The 20,599-nt window shown below is 40.1% G+C and carries 22 protein-coding genes; 15 read left to right on the top strand and 7 right to left on the bottom strand.

From position 1 onward, the window contains the following. Positions 1-40 precede the first annotated feature (40 nt). From slmA to coaBC, 3 genes are all read right to left on the bottom strand, one after another. Positions 41-640 (bottom strand): nucleoid occlusion factor SlmA, encoded by a 600-nt coding sequence (gene slmA / locus P3L40_RS22195; RefSeq protein ID WP_004265112.1) that lies wholly within the window; start codon positions 638-640, stop codon positions 41-43. A gap of 217 nt (positions 641-857) precedes the next feature. Next, the gene (dut, locus tag P3L40_RS22190; protein WP_094962911.1) at positions 858-1,313 is read right to left on the bottom strand and encodes a dUTP diphosphatase; all 456 of its coding nucleotides are present in this window, start codon (positions 1,311-1,313) and stop codon (positions 858-860) included. Next, a complete protein-coding gene (coaBC, locus tag P3L40_RS22185; RefSeq protein WP_004265117.1) occupies positions 1,300-2,511 on the bottom strand; it encodes a bifunctional phosphopantothenoylcysteine decarboxylase/phosphopantothenate--cysteine ligase CoaBC in 1,212 nt (403 codons plus the stop codon). The genes dut and coaBC overlap by 14 nt, the downstream gene beginning before the upstream one ends. Before the next feature lie 183 nt (positions 2,512-2,694). Here coaBC and radC point away from each other — a divergent pair, with 183 nt between their 5' ends. From radC to mutM, 12 genes are all read left to right on the top strand, one after another. After that, positions 2,695-3,360, top strand: a complete 666-nt coding sequence (gene radC / locus P3L40_RS22180; RefSeq protein WP_094962934.1) for a RadC family protein — start codon at positions 2,695-2,697, stop codon at positions 3,358-3,360. A 274-nt stretch (positions 3,361-3,634) separates the two neighbouring features. Continuing rightward, positions 3,635-3,871 (top strand): 50S ribosomal protein L28, encoded by a 237-nt coding sequence (rpmB, locus tag P3L40_RS22175; RefSeq protein WP_004265123.1) that lies wholly within the window; start codon positions 3,635-3,637, stop codon positions 3,869-3,871. 11 nt (positions 3,872-3,882) lie between these two features. Further along, complete coding sequence (gene rpmG / locus P3L40_RS22170; RefSeq protein WP_004265124.1) at positions 3,883-4,050, top strand: 50S ribosomal protein L33; 168 nt, start codon at positions 3,883-3,885, stop codon at positions 4,048-4,050. 198 nt (positions 4,051-4,248) lie between these two features. Further along, the gene (gene rfaQ, locus P3L40_RS22165) at positions 4,249-5,313 is read left to right on the top strand and encodes a lipopolysaccharide core heptosyltransferase RfaQ (RefSeq protein ID WP_210852778.1); all 1,065 of its coding nucleotides are present in this window, start codon (positions 4,249-4,251) and stop codon (positions 5,311-5,313) included. Between the two features lies 1 nt (position 5,314). Then, positions 5,315-6,436, top strand: coding sequence for a glycosyltransferase family 4 protein (locus tag P3L40_RS22160; protein WP_210852776.1), 1,122 nt, complete (start codon positions 5,315-5,317; stop codon positions 6,434-6,436). After that, positions 6,433-7,230, top strand: coding sequence for a lipopolysaccharide core heptose(I) kinase RfaP (gene rfaP, locus P3L40_RS22155; protein WP_004265130.1), 798 nt, complete (start codon positions 6,433-6,435; stop codon positions 7,228-7,230). The genes P3L40_RS22160 and rfaP overlap by 4 nt, the downstream gene beginning before the upstream one ends. Positions 7,231-7,254: 24 nt before the next feature. Then, entirely contained in the window at positions 7,255-8,265 is a 1,011-nt protein-coding gene (gene waaO / locus P3L40_RS22150; RefSeq protein WP_110592784.1) for a lipopolysaccharide 3-alpha-galactosyltransferase, read from the top strand. 18 nt (positions 8,266-8,283) lie between these two features. Then, entirely contained in the window at positions 8,284-9,522 is a 1,239-nt protein-coding gene (gene rfaL, locus P3L40_RS22145; RefSeq protein WP_112308431.1) for an O-antigen ligase RfaL, read from the top strand. Continuing rightward, positions 9,515-10,531 carry a glycosyltransferase family 8 protein gene (locus P3L40_RS22140; protein WP_112308430.1) on the top strand — a complete coding sequence of 339 codons (1,017 nt, stop codon included), beginning with the start codon at positions 9,515-9,517 and terminating at the stop codon, positions 10,529-10,531. The genes rfaL and P3L40_RS22140 overlap by 8 nt, the downstream gene beginning before the upstream one ends. Before the next feature lies 1 nt (position 10,532). Further along, the gene (locus tag P3L40_RS22135) at positions 10,533-11,462 is read left to right on the top strand and encodes a glycosyltransferase (RefSeq protein WP_316928002.1); all 930 of its coding nucleotides are present in this window, start codon (positions 10,533-10,535) and stop codon (positions 11,460-11,462) included. Positions 11,463-11,471: 9 nt separating this feature from the next. Then, a complete protein-coding gene (locus P3L40_RS22130; protein ID WP_316928001.1) occupies positions 11,472-11,678 on the top strand; it encodes a hypothetical protein in 207 nt (68 codons plus the stop codon). A gap of 21 nt (positions 11,679-11,699) precedes the next feature. Further along, positions 11,700-12,509 carry a bifunctional DNA-formamidopyrimidine glycosylase/DNA-(apurinic or apyrimidinic site) lyase gene (gene mutM, locus P3L40_RS22125; protein WP_004265140.1) on the top strand — a complete coding sequence of 270 codons (810 nt, stop codon included), beginning with the start codon at positions 11,700-11,702 and terminating at the stop codon, positions 12,507-12,509. 10 nt (positions 12,510-12,519) lie between these two features. On the opposite strand, the gene coaD is transcribed toward mutM, so the two are convergent. Next, positions 12,520-13,005 (bottom strand): pantetheine-phosphate adenylyltransferase, encoded by a 486-nt coding sequence (gene coaD, locus P3L40_RS22120; protein ID WP_036959128.1) that lies wholly within the window; start codon positions 13,003-13,005, stop codon positions 12,520-12,522. A 191-nt stretch (positions 13,006-13,196) separates the two neighbouring features. Between coaD and waaA the strand changes: the two genes are divergently transcribed. Both waaA and P3L40_RS22110 read left to right on the top strand, forming a co-directional pair. Continuing rightward, on the top strand, positions 13,197-14,477 hold the full coding sequence (waaA, locus tag P3L40_RS22115) for a lipid IV(A) 3-deoxy-D-manno-octulosonic acid transferase (protein ID WP_004265144.1): 1,281 nt from the start codon (positions 13,197-13,199) through the stop codon (positions 14,475-14,477). Between the two features lie 199 nt (positions 14,478-14,676). Continuing rightward, the gene (locus tag P3L40_RS22110) at positions 14,677-16,143 is read left to right on the top strand and encodes a glycosyltransferase family 39 protein (RefSeq protein WP_196731886.1); all 1,467 of its coding nucleotides are present in this window, start codon (positions 14,677-14,679) and stop codon (positions 16,141-16,143) included. 54 nt (positions 16,144-16,197) lie between these two features. Here the strand turns inward: P3L40_RS22110 and rfaC are convergent, their stop codons facing one another. The 3 genes from rfaC to rfaD are packed head-to-tail and all read right to left on the bottom strand — an operon-like array spanning position 16,198 to position 19,171. After that, on the bottom strand, positions 16,198-17,163 hold the full coding sequence (gene rfaC / locus P3L40_RS22105; RefSeq protein ID WP_210852802.1) for a lipopolysaccharide heptosyltransferase RfaC: 966 nt from the start codon (positions 17,161-17,163) through the stop codon (positions 16,198-16,200). Beyond that, positions 17,163-18,209, bottom strand: coding sequence for an ADP-heptose--LPS heptosyltransferase RfaF (gene rfaF / locus P3L40_RS22100; protein ID WP_210852774.1), 1,047 nt, complete (start codon positions 18,207-18,209; stop codon positions 17,163-17,165). The genes rfaC and rfaF overlap by 1 nt, the downstream gene beginning before the upstream one ends. A gap of 23 nt (positions 18,210-18,232) precedes the next feature. Further along, the gene (gene rfaD, locus P3L40_RS22095; RefSeq protein WP_004265152.1) at positions 18,233-19,171 is read right to left on the bottom strand and encodes an ADP-glyceromanno-heptose 6-epimerase; all 939 of its coding nucleotides are present in this window, start codon (positions 19,169-19,171) and stop codon (positions 18,233-18,235) included. Between the two features lie 229 nt (positions 19,172-19,400). Between rfaD and P3L40_RS22090 the strand changes: the two genes are divergently transcribed. Further along, positions 19,401-20,597 carry a glycine C-acetyltransferase gene (locus P3L40_RS22090; protein WP_210852772.1) on the top strand — a complete coding sequence of 399 codons (1,197 nt, stop codon included), beginning with the start codon at positions 19,401-19,403 and terminating at the stop codon, positions 20,595-20,597. Positions 20,598-20,599: the final 2 nt, after the last annotated feature.

The raw sequence follows: 20,599 nt of genomic DNA, 5'->3' as shown, positions 1-20,599 counted from the left end.
TCGCCCAATGATGGGCGGGGTGAGTAGTATAAACAATCGGTTATTGTAACTGAGCTAGAATTAAAGGCCAGCGCGATTCAAACTCGACGGTTGGCCGATAACGAAATTCAGAACGTACAAAACGTGAGAGCATTCCTTCACAAAAGGCTAATAGCTGAGAAGCAAGCAGTGACTCATCATGAATAAACCCATGACCATCACGTATTTTTTTCTCTTTCAACACCTGCCGCAATTGCGATTCTATACGTTCAAATAATTGATTAATACGATCTTGAAGCCTATCTTGCTCAAACATCAGAGCGTGGCCTGTCATTATACGCGTTAGCCCAGGGTTTTTCTCTGAAAAACCAAGTATTAGCGCTAGTATTAGTTTAATTCTAATTATCGTATCTTTTTCATCACTTAAAATCAGATTAATGCGCGAAACCAATGAGTCTTCAATAAACCCAATGAGGCTATCGAACATTTTCATTTTACTCGGAAAATGACGATACAGCGCAGCCTCTGATACACCAACCGTAGCAGCAAGTTTTGCTGTTGTAATGCGTTGGCTACCATCACTACTTTCTAACATTAACGCAAGAGCCTGTAAAATCTCATCACGTCTGTTACGTTTTTGTGTTGTCGCTTTTTCTGCCATGTCTAATAAGACCCCTGCTAAAACAGCAAAACAAACTATCCAAAATTTTGCTCTTAGTAAAGAGACTTACAAAGCAAAATGGATTTAAAAAATGTTTAAAATATAAGTAATGTTGAGCAAGCTTCCTGAAAGAAAATATGCGGCTGATTGTTTTTATTCATAAAGATAGAACCTAATTCAGGTTCTATCTAGCATATTTGTTATCAGGATATTCTATTTATTGACGGCCGGAATGGCCGAAACCGCCAGCCCCACGCTCTGTTGCGTCAAAATCATCAACAATATTAAATTCCGCCTGAACAACCGGGACAAATACCATTTGAGCCATACGTTCACCGGGTTCAATAGTAAAAGTTTTATCACTACGGTTCCAGACAGACACCATAAGTTGCCCTTGATAATCAGAGTCAATGAGCCCAACTAGGTTACCAAGTACGACGCCATGTTTATGTCCTAAACCTGAACGAGGTAAGATCACAGCAGCAAGGCTTTCATCAGCAATGTGAATGGCTAAACCCGTTGGAATAAGTTCTGTTTGACCTGGCGCCAGATCGATAGGTGCATCAAGGCATGCACGTAAATCTAAACCAGCAGAACCTGTAGTGGCGTAGGCTGGTAGAGGAAATTCATTACCGATACGGCTATCAAGGATTTTTAGGTCAATTTTTTTCATAACGTTGAAGTATCTCGTCAAGTAAATAGTGGCTTAATTCGTTTTTATTGCAGTGAGGCAAACGTGTATCACCGTTAGCATCAAAAATATGTAACGCGTTGTTATCGCTATTAAATCCATTGTCTGCTAGTGAGACGTCATTGGCACAAATGAGATCGAGTTGTTTTTGCTGTCGTTTTTGGCGTGCGTATTCTTCCACATTTTGGGTCTCAGCTGCAAACCCAACAACATATGGCCTATTGTGTTTTAGGTTGCCGACACTAGCCACGATATCTGGATTTTTGATAAGTGTAATCGAAACTTCATCACCTTGTTTTTTTATTTTGTTTTCAGCAATGTTTTTTGCTCGGTAATCTGCAACTGCGGCGCAACCAATAAAAATATTTTGCTCTGTAATGGTTTGATGAACTTGCTCATACATTTCTAGGCCGCTCGTGACATCAATCCGCTTAACCCCTTCTGGTGTTTCAATATTTACAGGGCCCGCAATCAAAGTGACGTCAGCACCACGTTGACTGGCTGCCTTAGCAATGGCAAAACCCATTTTCCCCGAACTATGGTTGCTGATGAAACGAACGGGGTCGAGTGCTTCCCGTGTTGGGCCAGCAGTGATCATTAATTTGATACCTTGTAAGTCGAGTTTAGGGGTAAAAAACTCACTGGTTAGACGAACAATTTCTAGTGGGTCAATCATGCGACCAGGACCAATATCACCGCAAGCTTGGCTACCTGCGTCCGGCCCCCAAATCATACATTGGCGTTGTTGCAATTTGATTAAATTTTCTTGCGTTGCTTTTGCTTTGTACATTTGTTGGTTCATTGCTGGCACAAGTGCAATCGGTGCAGCGGAAGCAAGACAAACTGTTGTGAGTAAATCATTTGCCATTCCTGCACTGAGGCGAGCAATTAAATCCGCAGTAGCAGGCGCTAGAATAATGATATCTGCCCACTTAGCGAGTTCAATATGTCCCATGGCAGCCTCAGCGGCTGGGTCGAGTAAGTCATCGGAAACAGGATGCCCTGAAACGGCTTGTAAGGTTAAAGGTGTAATAAAGGCTTTTGCACCTTGAGTCATTACAACACGCACAATCGCACCTTTATCGCGCAAACGGCGGGTAAGTTCAGGGATTTTATAAGCGGCAATGCCCCCACTAATACCAATAACTATCTGCTTACCTAATAGTGATAGTTGATTCATTATTTTTATCCAATTCGGTCAACATGGGAGGCATATTACCACAGAGAAGCTAGAGGTGGCGCGCTCGATTTTTCGTCACAGTACTATTTTTGCGAAGCGCTACGCAAACCCATATGTGAGGGGTTGTGAATGTTTTTTAGGCTAGATAAAAAGGATGCAAGGGATTTAGGGACAAAGAATATGATGAGTGAACATCTAGATTTACCACCAAGAGAAAAGCTACTCGCATACGGGGCGGCTGCGTTATCTGATGCTGAGCTACTCGCTATTTTTTTGCGTACAGGGAGCCAAGGTGAACCTGTTTTGCAGCTTGCGAAGCGTTTAATACAGGAGTTTGGTTCAGTGTATTTGCTTCTACAAGCAGACTACGAAAAACTAAAACACTGTAAAGGAATGGGGAGTTGTAAATTTACCCAACTACAGGCCGTCAGTGAACTAGCTCGACGCTTTTTCTCTGAACAATTTTTATATGAAGATGTGATGACTGGGCCTGAACAGTTGAAAGCAAAGTTGTTGGATTTATTCGCAGGGCAAGAGCGTGAAGTTTTTGTCGTGATATTTTTAAATAATAAAAATCAAATTATTTGCCATGAAGAGTTGTTTAAAGGTACTTTGAACAAAGTTGAAGTCCACCCCAGAGAAATTATTCGCTTTGCCATAAAAATGAATGCGAACGGTATTATATTAGCCCATAATCATCCATCGGGTAACCCAGAACCCAGTACAGCTGATAGGCAAGTGACAGAGCGAATCCAGCGAGCTTGCGCTATTATGGGGATTAAACTACTTGACCATTTTGTCGTCGGGCATAAGCAATGTGTCTCATTTGTAGAACGAGGGTGGTTATAAAATTATTTTTTTGCCTAAAAAATGACAACTTTCTTTGTGTTGGGCTTGAGTGAAAACGATTGAAAGCGTATACTACGCCACCTTTAAGGATCTTGGGTTTGGCGAGAAGGGCCTATCTCAGTAAATTTTTACGTCTTAGTAAAGTAAATCTTTATTCAGGTATTAACGGTTTTTTCAGTCAATGAAAGTTTGCTGAGATGGGCTCCTAAGCCTGACGAGGCGGCCATACCCAGAACAAAAAAGCTCGAGCTGATTAGATTTTTGGAGAATAGACATGTCACGAGTCTGCCAAGTTACTGGCAAGCGTCCAATGAGCGGTAACAACCGTTCACACGCATTAAACGCGACCAAACGTCGTTTTTTGCCAAACCTGCACTCTCACCGTTTCTGGGTTGAGTCTGAGAAACGTTTCGTAACACTGCGTGTATCTGCTAAAGGTATGCGTGTTATCGATAAAAAGGGTATTGATGCTGTTCTTGCTGAACTGCGTACCCGTGGTGAGAAGTACTAAGGAGCTAAAAAATGGCTAAAGGTATTCGCGAGAAAATCAAGCTAGTCTCTTCTGAAGGTACAGGTCATTTCTATACCACTACGAAGAACAAGCGCACAATGCCAGAAAAACTGGAACTGAAAAAATTCGATCCAGTTGTTCGTAAGCATGTGATCTACAAAGAAGCAAAAATTAAATAATTTTGCTTTCTGCGTTAAAAACTCAGCTTCGGCTGAGTTTTTTTTTACCTAAAATTTGGGTTATCGATGATATGCGCATTCGAAGCTATGACCATTATAATGAAAGTAGTAACATAGAGAGTATTCATTGAATTAATAATGATATTTGTTGTCGAATGACTATTGTCTTTTACATATAGACTTGATTAAGAGTGCCTGGTGAAAAAACAGTTTAAAAAAATTCTTGTGATCAAGATGAGGTTTCATGGGGACATGCTGCTGACAACACCAGTTATCAGCTCATTAAAACACCAATATCCTGATGCTGAAATTGATGTTTTGCTTTATCAGGATACTATCCCTATCCTCTCTGAAAATGCTGAAATTAATGCTTTGTACGGCATGGCGGGGAAAAAAAGTGGTGGGCTGAGTAAAGCATGTAATTTTATTAAATTACTGCTAAAGCTGCGTAAAAATAAATATGATTTAGTTGTTAATCTAGCAGACCAATGGATGGTGAGTGTATTGGTTCGAGCAATTCCTGCTAGTACAAAAATTTCCCATCAGTTTGCCCATCGAGGCTCTAAATATTGGTGTAATAGTTTTACGCATCTGACAGAGCCTGAGGGTGAACATGTTGTTCTAAATAACTTATCTGTGCTCAAGCCGTTAGAAATAAAAGAACTAAAAACACATCTAACTATGTCTTATTCAGAGCAGGATTGGAAAAATATTGATGAAAGGTTATTAAGCCTTGGTGTCCATAGCAGCTATGTCGTCATCCAACCAACAGCGCGCCAAGCTTTTAAGTGTTGGGATAATGAAAAATTCTCAGCCGTCATTGATGCATTGCAGTCTCGTGGTTATCAAGTGGTTTTAACTTCGGGGCCGAGTAAAGAAGATTTGGAATGTATCAGTGATATTGCAAATGGCTGCCAAACAAAGCCCGTTACTGAGCTTGCAGGGAAAACTTCATTTCCTGAGCTAGGTGCATTGATTGCTCATGCCGCTTTATTTATTGGTGTTGATTCGGCACCAATGCACATTGCTGCTGCAGTTAAAACGCCAATAGTGTGCCTTTTCGGTGCGACAAATCATATTTTTTGGCGGCCTTGGAGCGATAATGTCGTTCAGTTTTGGGCGGGTGATTATGAAACTATGCCACCGAGAGAAGAGCTAGATCGTGATAAAAAGTATTTATCCATTATTCCAGCTTCTGATGTAATTAAAGCAACAGAGAAAATGTTGCCGATGAATATTCGCTCTATGATGACAAGGTATTAACATGAATCTGGCATTTTGCTTATATAAATACTTTCCGTTTGGTGGGTTACAGCGGGATTTCCTACGTATTGCAACTGAATGCCAGTCACGTGGTCATCACGTCCGTGTTTATACCCAATCATGGGAAGGTGATAAGCCTAGTGGTTTTGAAATTATTATCGTGCCGGTAACTTCAAAGACGAATCATGGGCGAAATGCACAATATTGTGACTGGGTGTTAGCTCATTTAAAGCGGCACCCTGCTGAGCGGATAATTGGTTTCAATAAAATGCCAGGGTTGGATGTTTATTATGCAGCTGATGTCTGTTATGCACAAAAAGTCGCTGAAGAAAAAGGGTTTTTGTATAAGCTGACACCTCGCTATAAACACTATGCCGCATTTGAAAAAGCGGTTTTTGCAGTGGGGAAACCGACACAGCTATTAATGTTAACGCCACATCAAATTAGTCATTTTAAAAAGCATTATGGAACTGAAAATGAGCGTTTTCATATGCTACCTCCCGGTATTGCCCAAGATAGAAAATATGATAAACAAATTGCTGACGCCAAAAGAGTTTATCGTGAAAAAAATCAAATACCTGAATCTGCATTTTTAGTATTGCAGGTAGGCTCTGACTTCAAACGTAAAGGTGTTGACCGGACCATAAAAGCCATTGCGGCATTGCCCGAAGACATTAAGAAAAACACGTTATTGATGGTAGTTGGCCAAGATAAACCGGTGAAATACCAGCAGTTAGCGAAAACACTGGGAATCGGCTCACAAGTCTCTTTCTTTAGCGGACGTAATGATATTGCCGAATTAATGGCAGCAGCCGATATATTAATGCATCCGGCCTATCAAGAAGCTGCAGGTATCGTGTTATTAGAAGCGATTACTGCAGGTTTACCGATTATTGTCACAGAAGTGTGTGGATATGCTTCATTTATTAGCCAAGCTCAATGCGGTATTGTGGTAAATGAACCTTTTGAACAAACCGTTTTAAACTTGGCTTTAGAAAATAGTTTAAAAAATCCGGCTCAATTAGCACAATGGGCAAGTAATGCGTGCTATTTTGCGGATACAGAAGATTTGTATAGTTTACCAGAAAAAGCCGCAGATATTATTTTAGGGGGAAGCAAATGATTGAGTTAAAAACCCCTTTTAGCGAGTTGTGGAAAAATAAAGATCCCTTTATCGAAGCTGATAAGTTACAAGGTGAAGTTTTTCGTGCGTTAGAGACACGTAAAACGCTGCGCTTTGAACTTGAAGGGCGTAGCTATTTTATAAAAATTCATTATGGGACTACACTGAAAGAAGTCCTTAAAAACTTATTATCTTTTCGGTTGCCGGTATTAGGGGCTGATAGAGAGTGGAATGCTATTCATCAACTTACCCAAGTGGGGGTAGATACTATGAATGGCCGAGCTTTCGGGCAAAAAGGGGTTAATCCTCTTCGTCGCCACTCCTTTATTATTACTGAAGATTTGACCCCGACGGTGAGTTTGGAGGATTATTGTGCAAATTGGTTAGATAACCCGCCAACTTTCAGTACCAAGCAAATGATTATTCGTCGGGTCGCGAAAATGGTGCGTAAAATGCACGCAACGGGTATTAACCATCGTGATTGTTATATTTGCCATTTTTTACTGCATTTGCCATTTACGGGAAATGAAGAACAGCTAAAAATATCGGTTATTGATTTGCACAGAGCACAACTCAGAAATTCTGTTCCAATTCGTTGGCGAAATAAAGACTTAATTGGTTTATATTATTCATCATTAAATATTGGGCTCACTCAGCGTGATGTTCTTCGTTTTATGAAAGTCTACTTTGGCTTATCGCTACGAGATATTCTGCAACAGGAAGCGTCATTGATCGCTAAAGCGGAAAGCAAAGCTGCACAAATTAAAGAACGTACAATTAGAAAGTCATTGTAAGTCAAAGAAAGAAGAGAGATATAAATGTTCTTCAATAAAGAAAATGCGGTTACACAACAAATTGATTTATCGTCATCTGATGCGATTGTTAATAATGATAGCTTACATATTTCCTATGGGATTGACCGTAATTTTCTATATGGTTGTGGGATCTCGATTGCTTCTTTATTGAAAACCAATCCTGATATCTCTTTTTCATTTCATGTATTTACTGACTATTTTGATGATGAGCAAAATAAATTATTTAAACAGCTCGCTGAGCAATATAAGACGAGTATTAAAGTTTATTTAGTTGACTGTGAGCAGCTTAAATCGCTTCCAAGTACCAAAAATTGGTCATATGCAACTTATTTTAGGTTTATTATTGCGGACTACTTTTCAAACCAGTTAAATAGAATGATCTATATGGATGCAGATATTATGTGCCAAGGAACGCTGCAGCCATTGCTAAATATTCAATTTAAAGATGATGAAATCGCTGCTGTTGTGCCTGAAAGGGATCGCAATTGGTGGCAAAAAAGAGCTGATGCTCTAGGAGTCCCAAGTATTGCTTCGGGGTATTTTAATGCAGGGTTTTTAGTTTTAAATTTAGTGAATTGGTCAAAATTTGATATCTCAACTAAAGCAATGGATTTACTTTCCCAAGATGCTGTGAAAGCAAAATTATCCTATTTAGACCAAGACATTTTAAATATGCTATTAACAGGGAAAGTCATTTACCTTGATGGCAAATATAACACTCAATACAGCATCAATTATGAGCTGCAAAAAGGCAAAAAAGAAAACCCAATCACGCCTGAAACGGTATTGATTCATTATATTGGCCCAACTAAGCCTTGGCATGAGTGGGCGAATTATCCAACAGCTCAACCCTTTATTAGTGCAAAGGACGCATCGCCTTGGAAAGATATTCCGTTACTGAAGGCTAAAAGCAGTAATCATTTGCGTTATTGTGCGAAGCATATGTTTAACCAAGGAAAGGTTTTCTCTGGGATAAAAAATAATCTTCAGTATTTCTGGGTCAAACTAAATTAAATAATAATTGGGTAAGTTATGTCTTTTTTAGAAAGAAATGAAAGTATTCTCTCAAAGTATAACAAGACTTTGGTACTAATTTTTGTTGTTCTTTTTTTTGTGGAAAATGTAACGAGATATAAGCATATTCTGTTCTATTTGATGATAGCGACATCTTTGGTTTATCTATCTTTAGATACAAAAAAAGTGTTGGAAAAATTAAATAATAAGCTATTATATTTGGTTGGTGCTTTTTCTGTATTTCTTTATATATCAGTAACTTATTCAGATATACCAAGTGTATCGATTAAGACCCTCAACAATAATTTATTAAATTATGGAATACTAAGTTTATCTCTTTTATTGCCGATTATTTTATATAGAGAAAGCCTAAAAGATATTTCAAAACTATTATTAACGAGTTTTACTGCATCGTTAGCCTTAGTTTTACTTGTTGAGTTATACCGCTACTATATAGCTTATCAGCAGGGTATCTTGCCGTTTACTACCTATGATTTTAGGCATGTTTCGGATGCGTTAGTTTTTTTCTTTCCAATACTTCCTATTCTTTGGTATTTATTGCCTAAATCTAAAATTATTTATTTCTATATTTTAAGTATTGTATTTCTGTTTGTTTTGCTTGGAACGCTAGCTCGGGGGGCATGGGTTGCAGTTGCAGCCGCTGGGTTATTATTTTTATGTTTCAAACGACCTTGGAAGCTAATTGGGGTTGTATTATGCCTTTCGGTAATTTCACTTATTTCTATTAAGCTAATTTATCCTGATACAAGTAAACAATTATTTTATAAGCTGGAGCAGACAGACAGTTCTTACCGTTATGCTAATGGAACCCAAGGAACCGCTTTTGAGCTTATACTGGAAAATCCAGTTATCGGGTATGGTTTTGGCGATAAAATCTATCATGAAAAGTACAATAGTGTTGTAAAAAATCATTCGGAATGGAAATTTAAGCGATCTATTGGGCCCCATAATATTTGGCTTTATATTTGGTTTGGTGCGGGTATTGTAGGGTTAGCGATATTTAGTGCGGTATTTTTGTCAATGTGCTATTCCTCAATGCAAGGGATTAAAAATAGGTCTGAAGAACCGGAAATTTACTTTGCCTTCATTGCATTGTTGTTAAGTCTTATTGGCTTTTATCTGGTTCGTGGAATGTTTGAACAAGTGGACCTTAAACCCTTAGGTATTCTTTTGGGGTTTTTAATCGCCATGATGGGGCATAGTTCAACCAAGCAGAAGAGAGTGTGTCATGAATAACCTGATAACAAATAAATATCTGCTAAATGAGGGGGCTAATGCTAGTAATACCTCTTTACCATGTCTTGATGTTATTTATGGTTCGGATGAAAACTATCAGTTTGGTGCGGGTGTTTCAGCGGTCTCTTTACTTATTAATAACCCAAATACGTTCTTCAGATTTCATTATTTTTTAGATAAAGTCAGCCCTAGCTTTTTAGAGAAATTGAAGGTTATTTCTCATCAGTTTCTAGCTGAATTTCATGTTTATGAATTGGATAATCAATTATTAAAAACATTGCCGGCTTCTGATGTTTGGTCCTCAGCGATGTATTTTCGGTTAGTTGCTTTAGATTATCTTTCGAAAGATTATGATGTTGCCTTATATTTAGATGCGGATGTTATCTGTGATGGTCAATTAGATTTGGCAGCCAATTTAATTGAAGACAAAGTTTGTGGTGTTATTGCTGATGACATCGGTGTAAGAACAAAAAGTGAAACGCGACTACACACACCACAGTTAGCTGAGACCTATTTTAACTCGGGTGTTATGTTTGTGAATTTAAAGAAGTGGCATGAAAAACGAGTTACTCAGCAATGTTTTGAGTTATTGTCTGCAAAAAATGCGAAACAACGGTTTAAATACCCTGATCAAGATGTATTAAACCTTATTTTAAGAAATGACCTGATACTGCTTAATAAAAAATTTAATACAGTTTACACCCTAAAAAATGAGCTGTATGACCGAACACATCAAAAATACCAAACCATTATTACACCCGAAACGGTTTTAATTCATTACACTGGTGTGAGTAAACCTTGGCACACATGGGCGAATTATCCTTCTTCTCAGTCTTTTTATAAAGCATTAGCACAATCACCTTGGACAAAGGATGATTTAAAACATGCCACTAAATTTGTTGAAAGGAAAAAGGAATATAAACACCTATTAAAGCGGGGTGCGTATTTATCAGGTATTTTGTCGGGCATTTGCTATTTGTTTGAAAAATACGCAAAAAAAAGAAAATAATATGATGATTAATAAAATTATCTTAACAGTTTCTCCTATATTTTCTATACCGCCTAAAAGTGCGGCAGCAATTGAATCGTGGATGTACAATGTCGCCAAACGATTAGACATTGAAAACCGAATCGTTTGTATACGAAATGATGGGTATAGTGCTCATTCTGTTGTTAATAAGTATTGTGAAATTAAGCGTATTAAGTTTGGAAAAGTGTATACAAGGCTATTTAAGAAATGGACAAGATTAGATCCATATTCTTATGCAGATAGAATTGTCAAAATTAAACATCAATTTTCGCCAAATCCGAATGAAAGCGTTATTTTTGTTCACAATCATATTAAATCCTTCAAAAAAATAATTAAGAAAGAAGGGCATAATAACGTTGTGTTACACATGCATAATTTGTATGAGCCTAAAGATGTCCCTGAAGACATAAAAATCATTGTGCCAAGTCATTTTATGAAAAACTGGTACAGAGAACGTTTACCAAATGCGCTTATTGAAGTGGTCCGTAATGGGTTTGATGGTGAAATTTATGCTCAGCCTCCTGAGGTCAAACGTGAGGATTTTGGGCTAACAGCAGAAGATAAAATAGTTTTATTCGCTGGCCGAATCGCTAGGGATAAAGGATTACTTGAATTAATGCAGGCGTGCGAGACTTTCTTTAAAAAAGGCCCTCGTTATAAGCTCGTCATTGTGGGTGACCCAAATGCCGCGTTAAAAGGTGAATTAGCGCAATATCAAGATGAAGTAAAAGATTATGCAAAAAATTTGGATGAACAATGTATTTTCTTAGGTGGTGTTCATCCTGAAAAGATCCGACACTATTATTCTCTTGCGGATGTGGTTGCTGTACCTTCCATCGCCCCAGAGCCATTTTGTATGGTCGCATTAGAGGCGATGGCTTCCGGGCGCCCTGTGATAGCGAGCCAGTGAGGAGCAATGGTGGAATTTATTTCACATAATGAAACTGGGTTTATTTTCAGGGAGCCACTTTCGCCTTTAAGTATGGCTGAAGATATTACTAGTGCGTTAGAGCACCCAAATAGCCAAGACATAGCCTATCATGCCAAAAAACATGCTTATGATAATTTCACTTGGGAAATTGTTAAAGATGAGCTCATGAGGGTGATTGCAAAATGGTATCCCTAAGCAAGAAATGTGAGTTTATATATGCCAGAACTACCAGAAGTTGAAACCAGCCGCCGTGGAATAGAGCCACATTTAGTCGGAAATACAATCTCTTATGCAGTTGTACGCAACAGTCGATTACGTTGGCCGGTCAGTGAACAAATTAAAAGCTTATCAGATGAAGCGGTTCTGAGTGTCCAACGTCGGGCCAAATATCTACTGATTGAATTGCAAACAGGTTGGATTATTGTTCATTTGGGAATGTCTGGTAGTGTGCGTATTTTGACCGAAGAATTACCTGAAGAAAAACATGACCATGTGGATTTAGTTATGCGAGATGGCAAAGTGCTGCGCTATACGGACCCTCGTCGTTTTGGCGCATGGCTCTGGTGTGATGATTTAGAAAACAGTTCGGTACTTGCACACTTAGGACCTGAGCCATTATCAGATGCCTTTAATCCCCAATATCTTTATGAATTAGCGCAAAAGAAAAAAGTGGCCGTTAAGCCGTGGTTAATGGATAACAAAGTGGTTGTTGGTGTGGGTAATATTTATGCCAATGAAGCATTATTTGCGACGAAAATATCACCTGAAAAAATCACTAATACATTAACATTGGCTGAAATTACTGAACTCGTGCAACAGATCAAAAAGGTGTTACAACGCTCCATTGAGCAAGGCGGCACGACACTAAAAGATTTTTTACAGTCGGATGGTAAGCCGGGTTACTTTGCCCAAGAATTGTTTGTCTATGGGAAAAAGGGGGAACCCTGCTCAATGTGTGGTACGCCAATAGAAAGCATTAAACAGGGGCAACGCAGTACTTTCTTTTGTCCGCAGTGTCAAAAATAGTGCGCTTTTGCTATTTTTTATTGAGTTTCTTTAGCATTGCCTCAGCAACCACTGGGGGTAGGAAAGACGAAATATCACCATCGTGAAGGGCAACATCTTTGATTAAAGAAGAAGAAACAAAGGACAAACTTTGCGATGGTAATAAAAATACGGTTTCCAAGTCAGGAACAAAATGGCGGTTCATATTCGCTAATTGCCACTCATATTCGAAATCAGCCACAGAACGAACGCCACGAATAAGAATATTAGCGCCATTTTTTTGTGCAAAATTAGCCATCAATTCAGAAAACCCAACAACTTCAACATTATCAAGGTGAGAAGTCACCTCTTTAGCAAGGGCAACGCGCTCATCAAGGGAAAACATCGGGTTTTTTCGTTGGCTATTTGCAATAGCCAACAAGACATGGTCAAACATTGCTGCTGCTCGGGTAACAATATCAACATGTCCTGATGTCACAGGGTCAAACGTACCAGGGTAAATAGCCTTATGTTTCATGGCGATAGTATCTCGTTGTTTGTATTTTCTATTCGAAAAAATAGCATGAATAAGCGCTAACATTATCGGCTATCTAGCATGGTTGCAACTGTAGATAAGATTTTACTGCTATTTTTAGGTGCATATTCTGCACACTTTTATCTGAGCTTTATGGTAAGATAGCGCCAATTTTGGTAAGTGAATCAGATCGAATGTTATTGCTGCGTTTATATCAGGTACTTCTTTATCTTATCCAGCCATTTATATGGGTTCGCCTATTGCTGCGCAGCCGTAAAGCGCCTGCGTATCGTAAACGTTGGGGCGAACGTTACGGCTTTTGTGCAGGAAAAGTAAAACCTCAAGGCATTTTATTACATTCAGTTTCTGTCGGGGAAACTCTTGCAGCCGTTCCACTAGTCCGTGCACTTCGCCATCACTATCCGTCTCTGCCAATTACAGTAACAACAATGACGCCAACTGGCTCAGAGCGTGTTCTTTCTGCATTTGGCGATGATGTTGACCACGTCTATTTACCTTATGACCTCCCTGGTTCTATGCGTCGTTTCCTGAAACAAGTCGACCCAAAACTTGTGATCATTATGGAAACTGAATTATGGCCAAACATGATTAACCAATTGTATAAACGTAAAATTCCATTGGTTATTGCAAATGCGAGACTTTCTGAGCGCTCTGCTGCTGGGTATCAAAAGCTCGGTAGCTTTGTGAAACGTATGCTACGTAATGTCACTATGGTCGCAGCACAACATCAGGAAGATGGTGAACGCTTCGTTCAATTAGGGTTACGGCGGATGCAATTGAGTGTAACGGGGAGCTTGAAGTTTGATATCTCAGTGACGCCTGAATTAGCTGTCAGGGCAATAACTTTACGCCGCCAATGGGCAGCACATCGCCCAGTTTGGATAGCGACCAGCACTCATGAGGGTGAGGAAGCCATTGTTTTAGAAACACATCAACAGTTATTAAAACGATTTCCTGATCTATTATTAATTTTAGTACCGCGTCACCCTGAACGCTTTGCAAAAGCGGAAGAACTAACTCAAAAAGCTGGTTTAACGTTTATTCGTCGTAGTGCCAATACGATCCCTACTGCAGATGTCCAAGTGGTGATTGGCGATACCATGGGCGAATTGATGTTGCTATATGGAATTGCGGATATTGCCTTTGTTGGGGGAAGCTTGGTCGAAACTGGGGGGCATAACCCACTCGAAGCAGCAGCCCATGCGCTACCTGTGTTAATGGGGCCTCACACATTTAATTTTAAAGATATTTGCGGAAAACTGACTCAAGCAGATGGCTTAATTACGGTGACAGACAGTGAATCTATGGCTCAAGCCGTGACGAGTTTGCTTTCTGATGAAGATTACCGGTTATATTATGGACGTCATGCCGCCGAAGTTCTTCATGAGAACCAAGGTGCCCTTCAAAGATTATTAAAACTATTGCAGCCCTATTTGCCCCCGCGAGAGCAATAATCCCAAGTAATGTCTTTTTTTGAATATTAACTTGAACATTACAACAATAGATTGTGAATATTTTCTGGCACATCCTAGCATTGCATTTAAACTATAGTACACTGCCTCGTTTATTATAGAGTCATTCGATTTGGTTTATTACTATTAGGGTAGTATCCAAATGGAATGTTGGAACTTTTGCTTATCTTTCTAAGACTATATGCCAGCCATTAATCAATCAATTTCAAATAAATATGTTTATGTATGGGTCATAAGCTATGCCATAGTTTGGATCTTAGCGAGTTTTTATTTCGACCCTACTGTACCTTATGACACAGTAGAGGCAGTGAATTGGGGAATGAATGGGGAGTGGGGATCACCTAAAAACCCATGGTTTGTTGGCGTAATGATGTGGCCTGCAATTTACCTCGATATCCCCTATAGCTTTTATTGGTATTTTAGCCATTTTGTGGGTATTGCATTTGGCTTACTTGGGGTATGGAAACTAGCCTTCCGTTTAACTGGGCGTCGCGATTTCGCTTGGTTTGCAATGCTAATGTTGAATTTATCGGGTGTCATTAATTTCGATATCATTCCTTATAATGATAACTATATTCTAGTGACATTATGGCCTTGGGTTATTTATTTCTTTTTACGTGCGGTTGATGATAACCCAGTATGGTGGTTACCATTTGCCTTATTTGCAGGCCTTGCAACAATGGGAAAATATTCAACATTGGCGCTAGTTGGGTCTGTTTTCTTGTTAACTATATTTGTGAAACAAGTTCGCCAAAGTTACCGTCATCCTGTTTTTTACCTTGCGATTGCATTGTGGTTTGCTTTGGTATTGCCAAATTTCTTTTGGTTGATGGCAACGGACTTTTCGGCTTTCAAATGGGTGGATTCACAAATCGACCCTGGGTTTAATCTTCACACCACACAAGCGGCACTAAGCGTGTTTTACCCATTAGTGATTGCGGCGATTGTCGTTTATAGCTGTGGTGGAAAGCTAGGGTGGCCTAAAGCTTTGCCTAACCGCATGGCTAACTTCATTATTTTATTTCCATTAGTGGTGATATATGGCTGGTTCTCTTTCCACGATGGTGGTCGAATAACTGAATGGCTGCAGCCATTTATGGCTATCAGCGCACCGCTATTTGTTGGCTCAATAATAGAAATGCCAAGAAAACCGTTTAAGAAGTCATTAGTGGGTTTTGCAATTTTTGGTGTTTTAGTGGTAGTTGGTTATATTACCGTTCAGGCTGCGAATATTCGTGGGGCGGGGCAAAAATTTATTGGTGTTAAAACCTTAATTGCAGATGGGGAACAGCGTTGGCATGAACGTTATAACACACCTGTAAAATATGTCGGTGGCGAAGATAATCAGTATCAATGGTTTATTATTTATGGCAAGGACAGGCCACATGTCATTCAGCCTTGGTCTATGGAAAAGCATATGCCACCGAATGTGTATAACCGTGAGATTACGGAAGCTGAAATTCGTCAACATGGAGCTTTATTACTGGGTAAAAAATACGATGATTGTGCCCATGAAAACTTCGCTAAGGTTCGTAAGTTCTGGCCACAGTTTACGATAGAAAAAGAAGATGTGATTTATCGTTCTGAGCCAGATGCAGAACCTGAAACTATGTGCTTTGGGTTTATTGCGCCAGAGAATATGAAATAGGGCATAGTAAGCTGATATAAATAAACGGTTACTTTATATTCAAACGCTAACCGTTTATTTTATCGTGTCAATTAGTTGCTGATAAACTTCGTCAGCACTAATACTTGTCATTGAATTATCAACTGACTTAATTTCATGCTGCCCTTGCCCATATCCTCCAATCAAGCCGGGGTCAGTGGGGCCAAACAGGGTAAAATTGGGTTTATCAAGCGCGGCGGTTAAATGGCTAAGCCCAGTATCGACAGAAACCACGGCTTTAGCATTAGCAATTTGCTGTGCAACTTCGGCTAAAGTAAGTTTAGGTAAAACCTCTACAAAATCAAAGTCTTTTGCTAATCGCTCTGCGCGCTGTTGCTCATGAGGTGCTCCCCACGGTAATTTGATTTTGATACCACTCCCAGCCATTAGCCCGATGAGTTCTCGCCAATTTTTTTCAGGCCAGTGCTTATCATCACGAGTAGTTGAGTGCAGGAAAATGACATAAGGGCTTTGATGCTCTTCTTCTGACTGTAAAAAGTGTCGAGCAATTGCGTAATCGCCTTGCTGTGTTGGGCAGGCGTAACCAAGACTTTTGGCAAATAACTGGCGAATACGTTCAACGGCATGTTGTTGCTTACTAATTGCGTAACGATGGTCATAAAAGAAGCTGGCTAATGGTTCGCGAATACTATGGCGGTCATAGCCATGTTTATCGCCATGAGCTAAGCGGGTGACAAGAAAGGCGCTCTTCAATAACCCTTGCGCATCAATGATTGCGTCATAATGAGTTGCTTGTAATTTCTTGCAAAATTCTGCACGTTCGGCTCTGATCGGTACAGAAAACCAATTTTTACGCCAGCGACGAATGGCCACAGGGATCACTTGGTTAACGGCACTATGCCATGTTGGAATTTGTGCAAAGCCTTCTTCAACGACCCAATCGAACTGGATATCGGGTATGGCTTGTTGTGCATCGGTCAGCGCAGGTAATGAGTGTAAAACATCTCCCATTGAAGATGTCTTGACTAATAATACTCTCATCATTCAATACCTATATTTAACCGAGCTAACGCATCGATAACTAATTGGGGTTGGATATCAATCAAACTTTGGTGATAACCACTTTCACCGTCACCTTTACGCACTTTGTGGTACCCCGTAATTAGGCGGATCACTTCTGCTTTATCTGATAATGGCGGTGTAAAGTCAGGGCTACTTGGGCCATATAAGGCGACAAGAGGTTTACCTAGCGCTGCCGCGACATGCATCAAACCAGAGTCATTACTGACAACTGCAGTACAGGCATCGATTAGATTAACAGCTTGTTCTAAAGATGTTTTCCCTGAAAAATTATGGCAATGCAATTTAGCATCATCGGTCAGCTCTAAACGAATGGCTTCACCCGCTTCGTGGTCTTTTTGTGAACCAAATAGCAGCACTTGATAGCCTTTTTGGCTAATGAGTGTTTGAGCAAGAGAAGCGTAGTGGTAGTGGGGCCAACGTTTGGCGGGCCCAAATTCTGCGCCTGGGCAAAAACCAATAACAGGGCGAGAACCATCAACCCCAAAGGTTTGCAGAGTCTCAGTAACTTCTTGCGGTATAGTCACCAGTTTAGGCGGTAAAATGGGTGTCGGAATATCAGCAGCTGATCGAATAGTTTGCTTATCATAAGCAAGCGCAACATACCGCTGCACCATTAAAGGAAAAGCGTCTTTATTGAGTGGGCGAATATCATTGAGTAGACCATAGCGCATTTCACCACGCCATCCCGTTCTTTTGGGGATTTTTGCGAAGAAAGGCACAAGTGCAGACTTTAAGGAATTGGGTAGCACAATCGCTTGGTCATAGCCATTTGCCTGTAAACTTTGGCCTAATCGACGACGTTCACTAATTTCCAGTGTACCATGCCCAAGAGGCATAGGAATGGCTTCGCTAACTTCAGGCATTTTGGCGAGTAAAGGACGGCACCATTGTGGCGCCATCACGTCAATCTGTGCATGGGGATGTAAAGCCTTGATCGTGCGATAAAGGCTTTGTGACATCATCATATCCCCTACCCATGAAGGGCCGATCACCAATATTTTCATAAATGATTTTTCAGAAATAAGCGTTACGCGTCTTTATTGAGCAAGTGCATATATTCGGTGACACCTTCTGCAACCGTTTTAAATGGTGCAGTATAGCCAGCGGCACGTAGCTTAGTGAGGTCAGCTTGTGTGAAGCTTTGGTAACGACCTTTTAATTTTTCAGGGAACTCAATGTATTCGATGGCTACATTTTTATCTTTGTGGAATTCAGTAACAGCATCAGCAACAGCTTGGAAAGATTCCGCACGTCCTGTACCACAGTTAAAAATACCGGAAACATTATTTTCCCAGAACCATAAATTGACCGCAGCCACATCACCTACATAAATAAAGTCACGACGGAAAGTATCGCTACCTTCGAACAGTTTTGGGTTTTGCCCTTCATTAATTTGTTTATTTAAGTGATAAGCAACGCTTGCCATGCTGCCTTTATGGTCTTCATTTGGCCCATAGACATTGAAATAGCGGAAACCACAGACTTGTGAGTCCGCTTCTGGCAGAATTTCACGTACATATTGGTCAAATTGGAATTTTGAGTAACCATAGACATTCAATGGTTTTTCGAATTGGCGTTCTTCAATAAAGTTATCACTGCGGCCGCCATAAGTTGCTGCGGAAGAAGCGTATAAGAACGGGATTTCACGGTCTAGACAATAGTGCAGTAGCTCTTTCGAGTACTGGTAGTTATTGTCCATCATATATTTACCATCCCATTCAGTGGTTGACGAGCAAGCGCCTTCATGGAATACCGCATCGACATCGCCGAAATCATCACCCGCAATGATGCTGCCAATAAAATCTTCTTTATCTGCATAATCCGCAATATCAAGGTCAACAAGGTTAGCGAATTTAGTGCCGTCTTTCAGATTATCAACGACTAAGATATCTGTACGGCCGATTGCGTTTAGGGCTTTAATAATATTGCTGCCAATAAAACCAGCTCCACCAGTGACTATGATCATTGGGTATACCTCAAATGGGTTAAGAAAATAGAATCGTAATTGGTGACTATAATAACATCTCTTGGCGCAGACGGTAGCATTGATAGAAGAGAATTGAGCTGACACTTAAATGAGAACAAGGTAAATATCGTGATCTTGGCTACAAACTTGACTTATTTATGCTGTGAATATCGCCACACATAGAGACTATTATTAAACTCTATTAATAGAAACTATTCAGGAAGAAATCATGTCAAAAAGATTTTATCAGCAGATTCAAGAACAATTGGTACAAATTGAAGCCGATGGATTATTTAAAAATGAACGTATTATTACGACTTCACAAGATGCTGACATTGAAATTGTAGGTGGCCAGCGGGTTATTAATTTCTGTGCAAATAATTACCTTGGTCTTGCTAACCATTCCGCGCTCATCGAAGCCGCTAAACGGGGAATGGATAGCTATGGTTTTGGTATGGCGTCTGTACGCTTTATTTGTGGAACGCAAGACAGCCACAAAGTTTTAGAGCGCAAATTGGCAGATTTTCTGGGCATGGAAGATGCGATTCTCTATTCATCCTGTTTTGATGCAAATGGTGGGCTATTTGAAACCTTGTTAGGGCCGGAAGATGCGATTATTTCAGATGCATTAAATCATGCATCCATTATTGATGGGGTCAGGCTAAGCAAGGCAAAACGCTACCGCTACAGCAATAATAATATGGTGGAATTGAAAGCACGTTTAGAGGAAGCCAAAACAGCAGGAGCTCGCCATATTTTAATTGCCACAGATGGCGTGTTCTCAATGGATGGCGTTATCGCTGATTTAAAATCCATTTGTGACCTTGCGGATGAATACCAAGCGTTGGTGATGGTAGATGACTCACATGCTGTTGGTTTTGTTGGGGAAAATGGTCGTGGTAGCCATGAGTACTGCGATGTGATGGGGCGTATCGATATTATCACGGGGACATTAGGTAAAGCCCTTGGCGGCGCATCTGGTGGTTATACGGCAGCGAAAAAAGAGGTCGTTGAATGGCTGCGTCAGCGTTCTCGTCCTTATTTGTTTTCGAATTCTCTCGCCCCTGCGATTGTTGCCGCATCAATCAAAGTGATTGATATGATGAAAGAAGGCCATTCATTACGTGAAAAATTATGGCGTAATGCCGTGTTATTTAGAGAAAAAATGACCACAGCGGGTTTCACCCTCGCTGGCGCTGACCACGCCATCATCCCTGTCATGTTAGGTGATGCCAAACTCGCCCAAATTTTTGCGAAAGAGCTACTCGATGAAGGTATTTATGTCACGGGCTTTTTCTACCCTGTTGTACCACAAGGCCAGGCACGTATTCGTACTCAGATGTCTGCAGCACATAGTGAGGAGGATATTTTACACGCTGTTGAAGCATTCACCCGCATTGGTAGAAAACTAAAAATAATCAAATAAAA

This window comes from Providencia sp. PROV040, assembly GCF_032706145.1.
GTDB lineage: Bacteria > Pseudomonadota > Gammaproteobacteria > Enterobacterales > Enterobacteriaceae > Providencia > Providencia hangzhouensis.
This window is presented reverse-complemented; position numbering and strand designations above follow the sequence as displayed.